The 14,674-nt window shown below is 72.4% G+C and carries 2 protein-coding genes and 1 riboswitch; both genes read left to right on the plus strand.

What is annotated here, in order from left to right:
• Nucleotides 1–142 precede the first annotated feature (142 nt).
• On the plus strand, nt 143–13,834 hold the full coding sequence (locus tag MCHT01_RS19290) for a filamentous hemagglutinin family protein (RefSeq protein ID WP_067067487.1): 13,692 nt from the start codon (nt 143–145) through the stop codon (nt 13,832–13,834).
• Nucleotides 13,835–13,849: 15 nt separating this feature from the next.
• The gene (locus MCHT01_RS19295) at nt 13,850–14,221 is read left to right on the plus strand and encodes a hypothetical protein (protein WP_169806166.1); all 372 of its coding nucleotides are present in this window, start codon (nt 13,850–13,852) and stop codon (nt 14,219–14,221) included.
• Nucleotides 14,222–14,420: 199 nt separating this feature from the next.
• Nucleotides 14,421–14,522: riboswitch (cyclic di-GMP riboswitch) on the plus strand.
• The last annotated feature ends 152 nt before the right edge of the window (nt 14,523–14,674 follow it).

Here is a 14,674-nt window from a genome sequence, read left to right on the forward strand (position 1 = left end):
CACAAAAATTTCAAGCGCCGAAGTGGCAGTTTCCGCCCCGGCAAACACGACACAGACGGACAGGACGGAGGGCTCCCGAGGGGCCCGTCCGCTCCGCATACACACCGACCCTGTCCGACGACCCCACACGAAAGTGTTCTCCATGCAAGCCCGCTCCCCGCTGTCCCGCCGTCCGGTTGACTCCCTCGCGCGCCGTCGCGCGCGGCGCCTGCGCCTGATGTCGCGCCGGCTGACGCCAGTGGCCATCGCCGTGCTGCTGGGCGCCGGCGCGCTGCCGGCGCGGGCGCAGCAGGCTTTCAGTCCGGCGTGGTTCGCCAACAAGGGCGCGGCGCAGAACCAGGCCGCCGCCACCGGCAGGCTGCCCAGCGGCGCCCCGGCCTCGGCGCTGTCCCAATCGCAGGCGCAGCAGCAGAAGGCGCGCGAGCAGCTGCAGCTGTCGGTGCGCAACCTGGGCCTGGCCGCGCAGGCCATCGCCGCGCAGCAGGCCCGCCAGGCCGACGCGCGCCAGCAGGCGGGCGCGCAACCCGCCACCGTGCCCGACGGGCTGGGCAAGGGCGGTCTGCAGGTGGACACGAACAGCCTCACCGCCGGATGGCTCAACGCCAAGGCGCCGACACAGCAGACCGCGGACGGGCGCACCACCGTCACCATCGCGCAGACCGCCGACCGCGCCATCCTGAACTGGGAGACCTTCAACGTCGGGCGCAACACCACGGTGGCGTTCGACCAGCAGGCCGGCTGGAGCGTGCTCAACCGCGTCAACGACCCGCTGGCGCGCCCCAGCGAGATCCAGGGCCGGATCAAGGCCGACGGCACGGTGCTGATCGTCAACCGCAACGGCATCGTGTTCGGCGGCACCAGCCAGGTCAACACGCGCAACCTGGTGGCCGCGGCTGTCGGCCTGGCCGACGCGCAGTTCAAGAAGGGGCTGTTCAGCGACGCGCAGGGCAGCGCTTATGTCCCCACCTTCGCCAACGCGCTCAGCAGCACCGCGAGCAGCTTCAGCCACGCGGCGGCCACGGGCCAGGTGGTGGTAGCCGCGGGCGCCACCATCGCCACCTCGGCGCCGACCGGCGTCACGGAGGGCGGCGGCTACGTGATGCTGCTGGGCCAGACCGTGCGCAACGACGGCAGCATCGCCACGCCCAGCGGACAGGCGCTGCTGGCCGCGGGTGATGCCTTCGTCGTGCGGCCCGGCATGAGCACCGAGGCGAACCAGACCTCCAGCACGCGCGGCAACGAGGTGACGCCGCTGCGGCTGCCGACGCCCACGGGCACTGGCACTGGCACTGGCACTGGCACTGGCACGCCGCCGCCGTCCATCACCGGCCAGGTGACCAACACGGGCCTGATCCGCGCCGAGACCGGCGACATCACGCTCACCGGCCACGACGTCCGCCAGGACGGCACCGTGGCGGCGACGACGTCGGTGCACACGCGCGGCACGGTGCACCTGGTGGCGGACGCGACCGACACCACCAGCCGCGTCAGGCTGGGCGGCGACGGCGTGACGGCCGTCCTGCTGGACGAGAGCGCCACCACCGCGCTGGACGTGCAGCGCCAGGCGCTGGTCAAGGACAGCGACAAGACCGTGGGCGACGTGCCCGACCGGCGCGACCAGTCGCTGGTGCGCATCGTCAGCGGCGGCGATGTGGACTTCCGGGGGCGCTCGCTGACGCTGGCCACCGGCGGCCAGATCCTGGTGGACGCCGCCGGCACCAGCCGCGTGGCCGACGGCGCGCTGCTGGACGTGGCGGGCGCCGTGGGCGTGCGCGTGGCCATGGAGGCCAACAACGTCCTGATCAACGTGCAGGGCAACGAGCAGCGCGACGCCGCGGGCAACCGCGACGACAAGTCGCTCAACAACAGCGACATCTGGCTGGATCGCCGCGACCTCGTGCTGGTGCCCGCCGGCAAGGGCTACGACACCGACCGCTGGTACACCGCCGGCGGTCTGCTCGAGGTGGGCGGCTACCTGGGCATCACCGGTCACGGCATCGGCGAGTGGTCCGCGCAGGGCGGCACCGTGCAGTTCGGCGGGGGCGCGCTCACCACCGCGCGCGGCAGCTCGATCAACCTCTCCGGCGGCACGCTGGACGTGCAGGACGGCCGCGTCAACCAGACCTTCCTCAAGGGCGCCGACGGCCGGCTCTACAACGCCTCCACCGCGCCCGGCGACCTGCTCTACACCGGCCTCTACACCGGGTACGAGACCTCGCATGCGCGCTGGGGCGCCAAGGCCAGCGAGAGCTTCCACAACCCGCTGATCGCGCCGTCGTCGCGGCTGGAGAACGGCTACACGGTCGGCCGCGACGCCGGCCGCCTGGTGGTGGCCACGAAGGCGGCGGTGCTGCAGGGCGACCTCGCCAGCGCCACCTTCCAGGGCGATCGCCAGCAGCGCGCGCGCGACGACGCGCTGGACGGCTACAACCAGGCCCAGACGGCGATGGCGCAGGGCGCGCAGCTGATCATCGGCAGCGACACGCCGGTCTGGGACAAGGCCTCCGGCCAGCTTCGCCACGGCCCCGGCGCGGTGGCGAGCGGCATTTACATCGGTGAGGTCAAGGCCGGCGCCACGCCGCAGGCCGGCCGCATCGATCTGGACGCGGCCTGGCTGAACGCGCAGAAGCTGGGCGCGTTCAAGGCCTATGCCACCGGTGAGCTGGTGGTCGACCAGGCGCTGACCGTCGCCACCGGTGGCGAGCTGGCGCTGCATGCCACCGACACCCGCATCAACGCCGGCCTCACCGCGCGCGCCGGGCGCATCAGCCTGGGCGACATGGTCGTGCAGAAGACCGACTCCGGCCAGGTCTGGCAGGACAAGCCCATCGGCGGTTTCAGCGCCGGCGCGCTCCCGCACCAGGTGCTGGTGGGCGACGGCGTGATGCTGGACGCGCGCGGGGTGTGGACCAACCGCCAGCACGACGAGCATCGCGCGGGCCTGGCCTTCGTGGACGGCGGCACCGTGTCCATCCGCGGCACCGGCAACGTGACGCTTGGCGCGGGCAGCCTGATCGACGTGTCCTCCGGCGCGTCGCTGGACGTGAACGACAAGGTCAATGGGGGCCGCGGCGGCAGCGTGACGCTGGCCACGGGTCAGTACAACGGCTCCGGCGCGCTGCTCCTGGACGGGAAGATCCGCGGTTCGGGCGTGAAGGGCGGCGGCGCGCTCAACATCGAGAACGGCACGCTGGTGAGCATCGGTGGCAGCCTGCCGGACGCCGTCGAGCACCTGCCCGCCGGCAAGACCAGCGAGCTGACCCTGCGCCTGGCCGCCGACGTCACGGTCAAGGCGGGCCAGGTGATCCCGGTGAGCTTCAGCGTGACGCTCACGCGGGTGGCGGGCGGCCAGGCCTTCCCGATCACCCTGCGTCCGGAGGTCTCGTCGAGCAAGCCGGTCACGCTGGCCGCGCCGTGGGTGCTGCCGGTGACGGTGCAGATCCAGAACGGCCCGGTGGTGTACGCCGGCACCACGCTGCCGGCCGGCACGGTGCTGCAGGGCATCTCCGACCTGCCCGCCGGCTACGTGCTGCCGGCGGCGGCCTTCCCCAACGGCCTGCCGGTGCCGCAGCAGATCTTCAGCTACACGGCCGGCAGCAAGACCGCGAAGGACCTCGTGGTGCCGCGCGGCACGCGGCTGCCGCCGGGCACGCGCTGGACGCAGGACGTGGCGGTGGAGTCCTTCCTCGCCATCGACCCGGCGCTGTTCCGTTCCGGCTTCGGCAGCTATGCGGTGAACGGCCGCGACGGCCTGACCGTGATGCCCGGCACCGCGCTGGACGTCGTCATGCCGGTGCTGCGCCTGGACCGCGAGGCCGGCCGTCTGCTGGCCAGCGGCGAGGACCCCGCCGGCGCGCTGACCGAATGGTTGCCGCCGCTGCGCCTGGACGACCCGGCCGCGCGGACCCACACCGCCCGCGCCGGCGCCAGCCTCTCGCTGAGCGCGGGTAACGTGCGCGGCGCCGGCGACCTGCTGGTGGGCGAGGGCGCCCGCATCACCGTGGACCCGGGCAAGACGCTCGCGTTGACGGGCAACGGTCAGATCACCATCGAGGGCGCCTTGACCGCGCACGGCGGCAGGATCTCGGTGCTGCCCGGCGACCTGGGCGAAGGCAACGCCGCCAACGCGCCCGACGGCACGCCCAACGCGCGCTCGCTGTGGATCGGCGACAGAGCGGTGCTGGACGCCTCCGGTCAGGCCTACACCGCCACGGACGGCGCCGGCCGACGCTACGGCCAGGTCCTGAACGGCGGCACGATCGAGGTCGGCGGCAAGTTCGACATCGACGCGCGCAACGCCGACGCCATCGACGCCTTCCTGGTGGTGCGCCCCGGCGCGCGGCTGGAAGCGTCCGGCGCGCAGGCCACGCTGGATCTGCCCGAGATCGGCACGACCACGCTGGCCAGTCATGGCGGCACGATCGCGCTGAGCGGCGCCAACGGCCTGTACGTCGACGGTCGGCTCAAGGCCGATGCCGGTGGCGCCGGCGCGCTGGGCGGTACGCTGGCACTGCGGCTGGAGACCCCCGTCTATCTGGGCGTGGGTCGCTTCGACATGCTGGGCACCGCGGTGAACGACGGGGTGCGGGTGCCGCGCGAGCTGGTGATCGAGCAGACCTACGGCGGCAGCGGCCTGTCCACCGACGCCAAGGCCGGCGAGGCCCACGCCACGCTGGCCTACGGCCAGGCCCGCTACGGCGCGGACGCGATCCGCGCGGGCGGCTTCGACACGGCCGCGCTGTTCGTCAATGGCCTGCTGAGCTTCGACGGCGACGTCAACCTGCGCCTGAACCAGGGGCTGTACCTGACGGCCAGCGGCGTCGGTCTGTCCGCCGCCGCGCCGCGCGACAGCGCCGTGTCGCTGGCCGCGCCGTATCTGCGCCTGTCGGGCAGCAGCCGGCGGCAGATCGACGGCTCGCTGATGCCCAACCCGGTCTTCGGCTCGCGCAACGCCGGCGCCGCCGCCGGCACGCTGGGCGTGCCGCTCGTCGCCGAGGATGCCCGCCTGACGCTGGCCGGCCAGCTGGTGGACGTGGTGGGCGATGTCAGCATGGGCGCGCGCGGCGAGATCATCCGCAACCAGGACGGGCCGCTCAAGATCGAGCGCGACGCCTTCGGCGACCTGCGCCTCCAGAGCCAGGGCGACCTGCGCCTGCGCGGCGCCGGTCTGTACTCGCCCGGCCACACGACCTTGGCGGCGGCGCAGGTCTACGGCAGCGGCACGGTGGTGGTGGGATCGGTCTCCAAGCTGGATCAATGGGGCACGCTGCAACGCAGCTTCGACCCGGACGTGTCGCTGGACATCGAGCGCGTGGGCACCACGCTGCCGGCCGTGCCCTACAGCGTCTTCGACACGCTGTCGCTGGAGGCCGGCGTCATCAACCAGGGCGGCGTGCTGCGCGCGCCGCTGGGCAAGCTCACGCTGGGGGCCGTGAGCAACGGCAGGACGACGCAGGTGAACCTGCTGCCGGGCAGTGTGACCTCGGTCAGCGCCAACGGCCTGACCATGCCCTACGGCGGCACGGTCGACGGGCTGAGCTACACCTACAACGGCGCCGACGTGGCCTACAACGGCGTGGGCTTCGAGCCCGCGCTGGTGGTGCGCTCGGACGCGCTGGACGCGCGGACCGGCGCGGTGATCGATCTCTCCGGCGGTGGCACGCTCACCGGCGCGGCCTTCCTGTCGGGCCGCGGCGGTTCCACCGACGCGCGCCTGAACCCCCTGGTGCAGCGCGGCGAGGGCCGCTTCGTGCTGCCCGGTCTGGGCACCAATCCCGTCTACGCCATCGTGCCGGGGGTGCAGCCCGGCTATGCGCCGGTGGGCGCGGAGAAGGGCGCCGGCGACCCGGCGCTCGGCCGCCAGATCACCATCGGGGCGGGCGTGCCGGGGTTGCCCCCGGGCACCTACACGCTGATGCCCTCCACCTATGCGCTGCTGCCCGGCGCCTTCCGCGTGGAGCTCAACGGCCTGGCCGCCAGCCCCGCCGCCTTCGGCAGCACCAGCCCGATGCGCAACGGCTCGTGGAGCACCTCCGCGCGGATGGGCATCGCCAACACCGGCTACAGCGACACGCTGCCCACGCAGGTCATCGTCACCAGTGGCGACACGCTGCGTGCCTACTCCCAGTACAACGAGACCAGCTACGCCGACTTCGCCCTGCAGCAGGCGGCCCGCGCGGGCGCGCCGCGTCCGCTGCTGGAGCGCGACGGCAAGGCGCTGGAGCTGGCGCTGACCGCGCCGCTGCCGGTGACGGCCCCGACCGGCTCCGGTGGCGCCACCGGGGCGGCCGGCGGCGCGGCTTCGGCCACGCCGACCCTGCCGGCCGGCCCGGCGCTGGTCATGGACGCCACCTTGCTCAAGACCCCGGGCAAGGACGGCAACGGCATCGTCGCCCGCCTGACGGGCGCGAGCAGCTACGAGATCCTGGCCGCGGGGGGCCGCCGAACGGACGGCTTCACCGGCGTGTCCGTGAACGCGGACGAACTCAACGCGATCGGCGCCTCGCGACTGGAGATCGGCGGCACGCTGAACTCCACCTACAGCGACTGGCAGACCGGCTCGCTGGCGCGGGCCAACGTGATCAACGTCGGGGGAGTCAACACCCGCGACATCACGTTGCGCGCCGGCGCCGAGCTGCGCGCGGGCGAGGTCTATCTGATGACCGGCTACGTGGCCGGCGGCATCGCGCTGGAGCAGGGCGCCAGCATCAACACGCTGGGCCAGGGGAAGGCGGCCTACGACGCCAGCACCGGCTACGTGCACAACCCCGGCCGCAGCGGCATGCTGATCGTCGGCAACGGCCGTATCCAGCTGCTGGCGCCGGACGCGCCGGACACGGACGGCCACGGCGCCGGCGCGATCGAGATCGGCACCTGCGCCGCCGGCGCGACCTGCGTCGGCGAGACGCGCCTGTACTCCGAAGGCACCATCGCCACCGCCACCGACAACCGCTTCGAGCTGGGCGAGTCGGTGCGCTACGGCACGCGCCAGCTGTCGCTGGCGCTGGGGGGCGTGAACGTCGGCACCAGCCAGGCGCTGGCCGAGGCGCGCGCGCGCGGCGCGCTGCCCGCGGGCCTGACCTTCAACCAGCAGGTGCTGGACCGCCTGCTGCTGGGCGATCCCGGTACCGGCGCGCCGGCGCTGGAGTCGCTGTCGCTGACGGTGCGCGACGCGGTGAACTTCCTGGGCGACGTCACCCTGTCCACCTACAACCCGTCCACCGGCGCCTCGGCGCTGCGTGAGCTGGTGCTGGTCACGCCCGCCATCTACGGCCTGGGCGACGCCGACACCACCGCCCGCATCCGCACCGACCGGCTGGTGTGGACCGGCACGCAGTTGCCTGCCGGCGCGGTGGCCGCGGGTGGCCCGGGTACCGGCTCGGGCCGGCTGGTGGTCGACGCGCGCGAGATCGTGCTGGGCTTCGGCTCGCAATCGCAGCCCGACACCGTGCGCCAGCACGACCGCCTGGCGCTGGGCTTCTCGGAGTTGGCGCTGAACGCGTCCGAGCGCATCACCGCCACGCACAAGGGCACGCTGTCGGTCTATCAGTCGCAGGGCGCGTGGGACGCGACCCGCAACGCCTTCGCCTACAGCGGCGGCAAGCTGAGCATCGCCACGCCGTTGCTGACGGGGGTGGCCGGCTCGGTGAGCAAGATCACCGCCGGCGGCGACATCCGGGTCACCGGGGGCGCCGGCGCGGCCAAGCCGGACAACGCCACGCTGGCCGGCGCACTCGGCGCCGAGCTGGCGCTCAACAGCCGCGACGGTCGCCTGTCGCTGGACACCGCCGTGCTGCTGCCCAGCGGCAAGCTGACGCTGGCCGCGCAAGGCGACGTGACGCTGGCCGACGGTGCGCAGCTGGACCTGTCGGGCCGCCGCATCGACTTCTTCGACACCAGCAAGTACAGCTGGGGCGGCGACGTGACGCTGGACAGCCGCGCCGGCGAGGTGCGCCAGGCCGCGAAGGCCTCGGTGGATCTGTCCGCCGAGAACAACCGCGCGGGCAAGTTGTCCGCCTTCGCCCCGCAGGGGACGGTGGCGCTGGCCGGCGCATTCAAGGGCGGCGCCAGCGGCCATTACGACGCCGGCGGCACCGAGGTGCCCTACCTGGCGGGCCGTCTGGAGGTCCAGGGGCGGCAGATCGACGACTTCACCGGCCTGAACGACCGGCTGACCAAGGGCGGCGTCACCGGCGCGCGGGCCTTCCGCATCGGACAGGGCGACCTGACGGTGGGCAACGAGCTCAAGGCGCACGAGGTGACGGTGGCGCTGGACAACGGCCACCTGACCGTGGCCGGCACCATCGACGCCAGCGGCGAGCCGGCCGGCAGCATCCGCCTGGCCGCCGGCCAGGGCGTGACGCTGGCCGCGGGATCGCTGCTGGACGCCAGCGCCGACGTGCTGCGCAAGGACAGCTACGGCCAGGTGATCGAGGCGCCCAACCGCGCCACGATCGAGGTCGACGCGGGTCGCGGCACGCTGGCCATCGAGTCCGGCGCGCGCCTGGACCTGCGCGTGGCCGGCACCCCGACCCACTACGGCACCGTGACCCTGAACGCGCCGCGCGTGGGCGGCAACGACGTGGCGATCGACGCGCGCGGCCCGGTCACCATCGACGGCGCGCGGACCGTGCAGGCCAACGCCTTCATCACCGACAAGAGCGCCGCGGTCGGCACCGAGAGGACGACGGACGGCAAGAGCTACCAGGTCGTCGACCAGGCCTACCTGGATCGCCTGCACGACCAGAGCGAGGCCTTCATGAACGCCGCGCTGCTCAACGGCGCGCTGATGGACGGCAAGCTCGCCGGGCTGCGCGCCTACCGCGATGCGTTCCACCTGCGCCCCGGCGTCGAGGTGGTGGCGGACACGGCCGTCAATCCGAGCGGCAACCTGCATGTGGACGGCGACATCGACCTGTCCCGCCATCGCTACGCCAGCGTCAACCCGCACACGACGCGCGTCGCCACGAGCTACGGCTCCGGCGAGGCGGGCGCGCTGGTGGTCCGCGCGCAGGGCGATCTGGACGTCTTCGGCAGCCTGACCGACGGCTTCGACACCAGCCGGCTCCCCGTCACCGTCGATGACCGGGGCTGGTACCTGACCAACGGCCGTCAGTTCTGGGGGGGCGACGTGGTGGTGCCGCACAGCGGCCATGTCACGCTGGCCGCGGGAACGACCTTCGTCGGTGGCAGGACGCTGAACTACGACCTGCCCATCACCGGGATGCTGGTGGCCGCGCGCACGCGTCTGCCGGTGCCGGCGCAGCTGGCGCAGCCGCTGACCGTGCCCAAGGGCACGGTGTTGGCCGGCGCGGTCAGCGACGCGAGCGGGCAGGTGCTGTACGCCGCCGGCACGGTGCTGGCCCAGACGGTGACGCTGCCCGCCAACGCCTGGCTGGGCGCGGGGCTGGAGCTGCCGGCGGCGGCCTCGTTGCGGGCGATGACCTGGCCGGCCGGCGTGGCGCTGCCGCGCACGCCCACCGCCACCACGGTGACGCTGGCCCGCGACCTGGCGCTGGACAAGGGCGCGCTGATCCCGGGCGAGACCAACGTCGTGCTGCCCGGCGGCGCCACCACGGTCGACCTGCGTCCGCGCGACGCCAATGGCAACCAGGGCCGCAACTACGCGGTGGCGCCCATGCTGGCGGCGGGGTCGCAGTCCTGGGACGTGACCCTGGTGGCCGGCGCCGACACGCAGGCGGCGGACCGCCTGACCGTGCTGCGCCCCGCCCAGGGCCATGGCCGCCTGCGCTTCGCCGACACGCACTACGGTGACGGGGCCAAGGTCATCGAGATCCCTGGCACCGGCTCGCCGGCGGTGTACCGCTGGTCCCCGGACGTGGACGTCGCGACCTGGGAAAGCATGGGCCTGTTCGACATCGTGCCGGGCGGGCAGATCGATCCGGCCTTCCTGCAGCTGATGCGGGACATGGGCTTCTTCTCGAGCTCGCCGATGGAACTCAACGACTGGGGTCTGGGGGCCGTGTTCGACGAACTGGTCCCCGCCACGCCGCCGGACAAGGCCCTGGTGAACGCACCGGTGCGGGAGGAGCTGTTCAGTGTCGTGCGCACGGGCACCGGCGATCTGCGCCTGGTGTCCGCCGGCGACATCGCCACGCGCTCGGTGTATGGCGTGTACACGGCGGGTACGCCGTCGGCTTCGCTGGCCCAGCCGGGGGCGGCCGATCCGTTCAACCAGGCGCGCAGCGTCGACACCGGCCTCGGCAACACCGTGCTGGGCCAGTCGGGCGCGTCGATGGAGCCGCTGGTCAACGGCGGCGCGCGGAGCCTGTACCAGGCCTGGTACCCGGAGCACGGTGGCAATCTGCTGCTGCGCGCCGGGGGCGACATCTCGGGCGACACCCAGGGGCGCGCCGTCGGCGTGATCCGCGAGGAGCCGCTGGGCTATGCCACCAACCGGCTGTCCGCCAGCTCGGCGGTGGGCAACTGGCTGTGGCGGCAGGGCACCGGCAGCGTGGGCGCCAGCGAGGGGGAAGCGGCCGTGCCCGCGGCCTGGTGGATCAACTTCGGCACCTACGCGCCGTCCACCACGGACAGCTACTACTCCAAGTTCGCGCTGATGCCGCGCCTGACCGGCTTCACCGGTTTCGGCACGCTGGGCGGCGGCAACCTCCTGATGGAGGCGGGGGCCAATGCCGGCATGGTGCAGGCGCGCGGCGACGACGGCTCCTACTACAACGTCCGCAGCACCGGCCTGAACCTGGCGGTGGCCAGCACCGGCCGTGTCACCGCGACCGGCGAGCTGGTGCAGACCGGCGGCGGCGACCTGGACATCCGCATCGGCGGTGGCCTGAATGCCGACCCGGCGCTGCGCTCCTTCACTGGCACGAACATCGTCGCGCCGGCCAACACCGTGGTGAGCGGCAACGCCCACCGGCTGGAGCTCAACGGCACTGTCACCGCGCTGCGCGGCGCGCTGCGCATGGAGACCGGATCGATCGGCGGGGTGGAGCTGCGCTACGGCGGGTCGGACCCCACCGACACGCGCGCCAGCAACGTCTTCGAATCCCGCGGCGCCGTGTCCTCCGGCGGCCCGGTGCTGGTGCTGGGCGACGCCACCGCCCACCTGGACGCGCGCGGCGACCTGGTGCTTGGCAGCGTGGTCGACGCCGGCCGGGTGCCGCTGCGCAGCAACGGCACGCCGTTCCAGGCCAACGGCGCGGCGTTCACGGGCAACGGCTTCAGCTGGTTCTCGCTGTGGACGCCGTCCACCGCGGTCGACCTGCTGGCCGCGGGCGGACAGCTCACGCCGACCTTGGCGCCGCTGGACCTGACCATGGGGCTGGACGCGCAGCCCACGGACATCAACATCGTCTACCCCTCCGTGTTCCGCGCCGCGGCGGCCAGCGGCAGCATCTACTACGGCAAGAGCACCGGCGCGTCCAAGGGCGTGTCGCTGGCGCCTTCGCCGGTCGACAAGGCCTTCACGGTCTCAGGCACCGGACAGCTGGAGTTGCTGGCGGCCCGGTCGCTGTACGCGGCGGGTTCGCAGTTCTCGGTGTCCGGCGCCGATCCGACCCTGCTGGTCAACCCGTTCAACCCTGGCTTCGTCGGCGCGGGCGACGCGCTGTGGTACGGCCGTCGCATGATCCACAACTTCAACGCCGACGCGTCGGGCTCCTCCGCGCTGTTCTCGGTCGGGAACGAAGGGATCCTGGGCTCCGCGCAGAACTACCCGCTGTTCTCGCTGACCCCGCCGACGGCCTCGGGCCATGTCTACGTGGGCCAGGAGCCGGCGCGCTACTACGCGGTCAGCGGCGACGTGGTGGGCCTGCGCACGGGCTCGGTGATCTACCGCGGCTTCTCGAACGGCTCGGTCGGGAAGCTGGCGCCCTGGTATGACGGCGGTGGCGCCGTGGCGGTGCGCGCCGGTCGCGACATCACCGACGCCGGCACGCCGCTGGGCAAGTACGAGAGCCTCTCCGACTACTACGGCTCCCTGGGATGGACCACGACGCCGAACCGCGCGGACCTGTCGGCACCGGCCAAGCCAGTGCCGAGCGAGCAGGGCTCCACGACCGGCAACCTGATCGTGCACACCAGCGCCGACGACGTGTCGGTGCTCGAGGCCGGACGCGACGTGCGCCACGCCAACTTCCGCATCGCCGGCCCCGGCCTGCTGGACGTGAGCGCGGGTCGTGACGTCTACATGGCCGACAAGGCCAGCCTGCACAGCCTGGGCCCGGTGGCCAACGTGAAGCCGGGGGACCGCAGCAGCGGCGCCTCGATCTCGGTGTCCGCCGGCCTGGGCGAGGCGGGCGCGGACTGGGCCGCCTTCGCCGCGCGCTACCTCGATCCGGCCAACCAGGCCGACACCGGCCGCCCGTTCGCGGACCAGCCCGGCAAGGCGCTGCGCATCTACAGCGGCGCGACGACGCTGGGGCAGTGGCTCCAGCAGCAGTTCGGCTACGCCGGCGACGAGGCGGGGGCCACGGCCTTCCTGGCGACGAAGCAGGCCGAGCTGGACAAGATCCGCGCCGCGGCGCTGGCCGCGGGCGGCTCGGCCGCCAGCCGCGACCTGTCGCGCGAGTACAAGCTCGAGGCGCAGCTGAACCTGGTGAACTGGCTGGACGGCCGCTTCGGCGGCGCCAACGGCCGGGGATTGCATTTCGACGCGGCCAAGATGGACGCCCGCGCCTTCTTCGCCAAGCTGCCGATCGAGCAGCAGCGCGCCTTCCTGCGCGAGGTCTACTACGCCGAGCTGCGCGCCTCCGGCCGGGAGTACAACCAGGCCGGTGGTCCGCGCGAGGGCAGCTACCTGCGCGGTCGCGAGGCCATCGCCACGCTGCTGCCGGAGAAGGACGCGAAGGGCCAGGCGATCGTGCGCCAGGGCGACCTGACGATGTTCAGCAGCGCGCTGTACTACGACCAGTTCGTCAACGGCACGATCACGCGCCGTCCCAAGCCGGGCTACACCTACATCCGCGAGGACGAGTGGATCGCGATGGGCTCGCCCGGCTACGACACGCCGTTCTACAAGGTCAACGACGCGGGCATCCACACCGACTTCGGCGGCAGCATCAGCCTGATGGTGCCGGGCGGCCGGGCGCTGGTGGGCGTGGACGGCGGCTTCAAGCCGGACGCGGGTTCGGGCGTGCTGACGCAAGGCGAGGGCGACATCAGCGTCTACGCCAAGGGCAGCCTGCTGCTGGGACAGAGCCGCATCTTCACGACCTTCGGCGGCAACATCCTGGCCTGGTCGGCCGAGGGGGACATCAACGCGGGCCGGGGCTCGAAGACGACGGTGGTGTACACGCCGGCACGCCGCGTCTACGACGCGATGGGCAACGTGGCGCTGTCGCCCAACACGCCCAACACCGGCGCGGGCATCGCCACCCTGAACCCGATCCCGGAAGTGCCGCCGGGCGACGTGGACCTGATCGCGCCGCTGGGCACGATCGACGCGGGCGAGGCCGGCATCCGGGTGTCTGGCAACGTCAACCTGGCCGCGCTGCACGTGGTCAACGCCGAGAACATCAAGGTGCAGGGCGAGGCGATCGGCATCCCGGTGGTGGCCTCGGTCAACATCGGCGCGCTGACCAACGCCAGCACCGCGGCCTCGCAGGCCACGGTGGCGGCGCAGGACCTGATGCAGCGCGAGCGCGCCGCGCAGCGCCAGGCGCAGCCGTCCATCGTCAACGTGAAGGTGCTGGGCTTCGGCGGCGAGTCCGCCGAGACGCCCGCGCCGGCACCGCGCGGGGCGACGACCAGCCAGGCGCCGCGCGCCACGGTGGAGGTGGTGGGCGACGGCACGCTCACCGCCGAGCAGCGGGCGAAGCTGACGGAGGCGGAGCGGCGCAATCTGCGACCGTGAGGAAGGGAGGCCAGGATGAGCGCAATGCCTGAAGAGCAACTCGACATTGAGGCCTATGCGAAGGCAGAGGCAGGCGCGGTCGTTTCGGTGCTGTCCAAGGTCATCGGTCCCTTCGGGGCGGCGGACGCTTCGGGCGACGATCCCATGGTCTTCGAGTTCCGGGGCGCCTCCGTCGTCGTGTGGGCGATCGAAGGGGGATTCCTGAGCGTCTGGGTGCGTGGGAAAACGCCTTGGTCGACCTGTGTCGGGCTGGGGCGATTCCTCGCGAAGGAGTTGCACTGCACGGTGCGATGCGATCCAGGCGCCGAGTTCCCGGAGCTCAGCCCGCATGCCAATGTCTTCCTCGAGATCGAGGCGGACCGCGAACGTCTGACGGCGTGGGGCTGATGGGCCGTCGTCGTCCCAGCCGGGCAAGTCCGTTTCGAGGCGGCCGGCTCGGTGTCCATGGCGAGTTGCTTTACTTTGCCAACGAGGTCTCGTCAATCACCCTTCGCGCGTGATGTCGAATGTGTATCAAACAGATACAGTCCTTCACTCCTTGTTCGCAAACGGCTTGTGATTTCGTCATTCGACGCTCAGGCCAGCGAACCGATCAGGGCAAACCCGGCGCGAGTCGGCGACGCAAAGCCTCCGGTCTCGAGCCGACGTCCTCCGCGATGTCGTGACGCGAGATAGCGGGGTTGCCGGACCGGATCTCCCCGGTTCGTGACGCATTGCCGCATCTGCCTGTCTGTCCTGGCTTGAAGAACAACGCCAAAAGAGTCGACGGGCGAGGGATGCAGAAGAAGTACGAGAAGCGGGCGGTCGCCATGGCGGCGCTCCTGACCACGACCTGTGCCG

This window comes from Mitsuaria chitosanitabida ATCC BAA-476 = NBRC 102408 (assembly GCF_001598255.1).
Classification (GTDB): Bacteria; Pseudomonadota; Gammaproteobacteria; order Burkholderiales; family Burkholderiaceae_C; genus Roseateles; species Roseateles chitosanitabidus.

Excerpts from the sequence above, each read along its gene's own strand:
- MCHT01_RS19290 (WP_067067487.1), top strand. The coding sequence starts at position 143 with ATGCAAGCCCGCTCCCCGCTGTCCCGCCGTCCGGTTGACTCCCTCGCG.
- MCHT01_RS19295 (WP_169806166.1), top strand. The coding sequence starts at position 13,850 with ATGAGCGCAATGCCTGAAGAGCAACTCGACATTGAGGCCTATGCGAAG.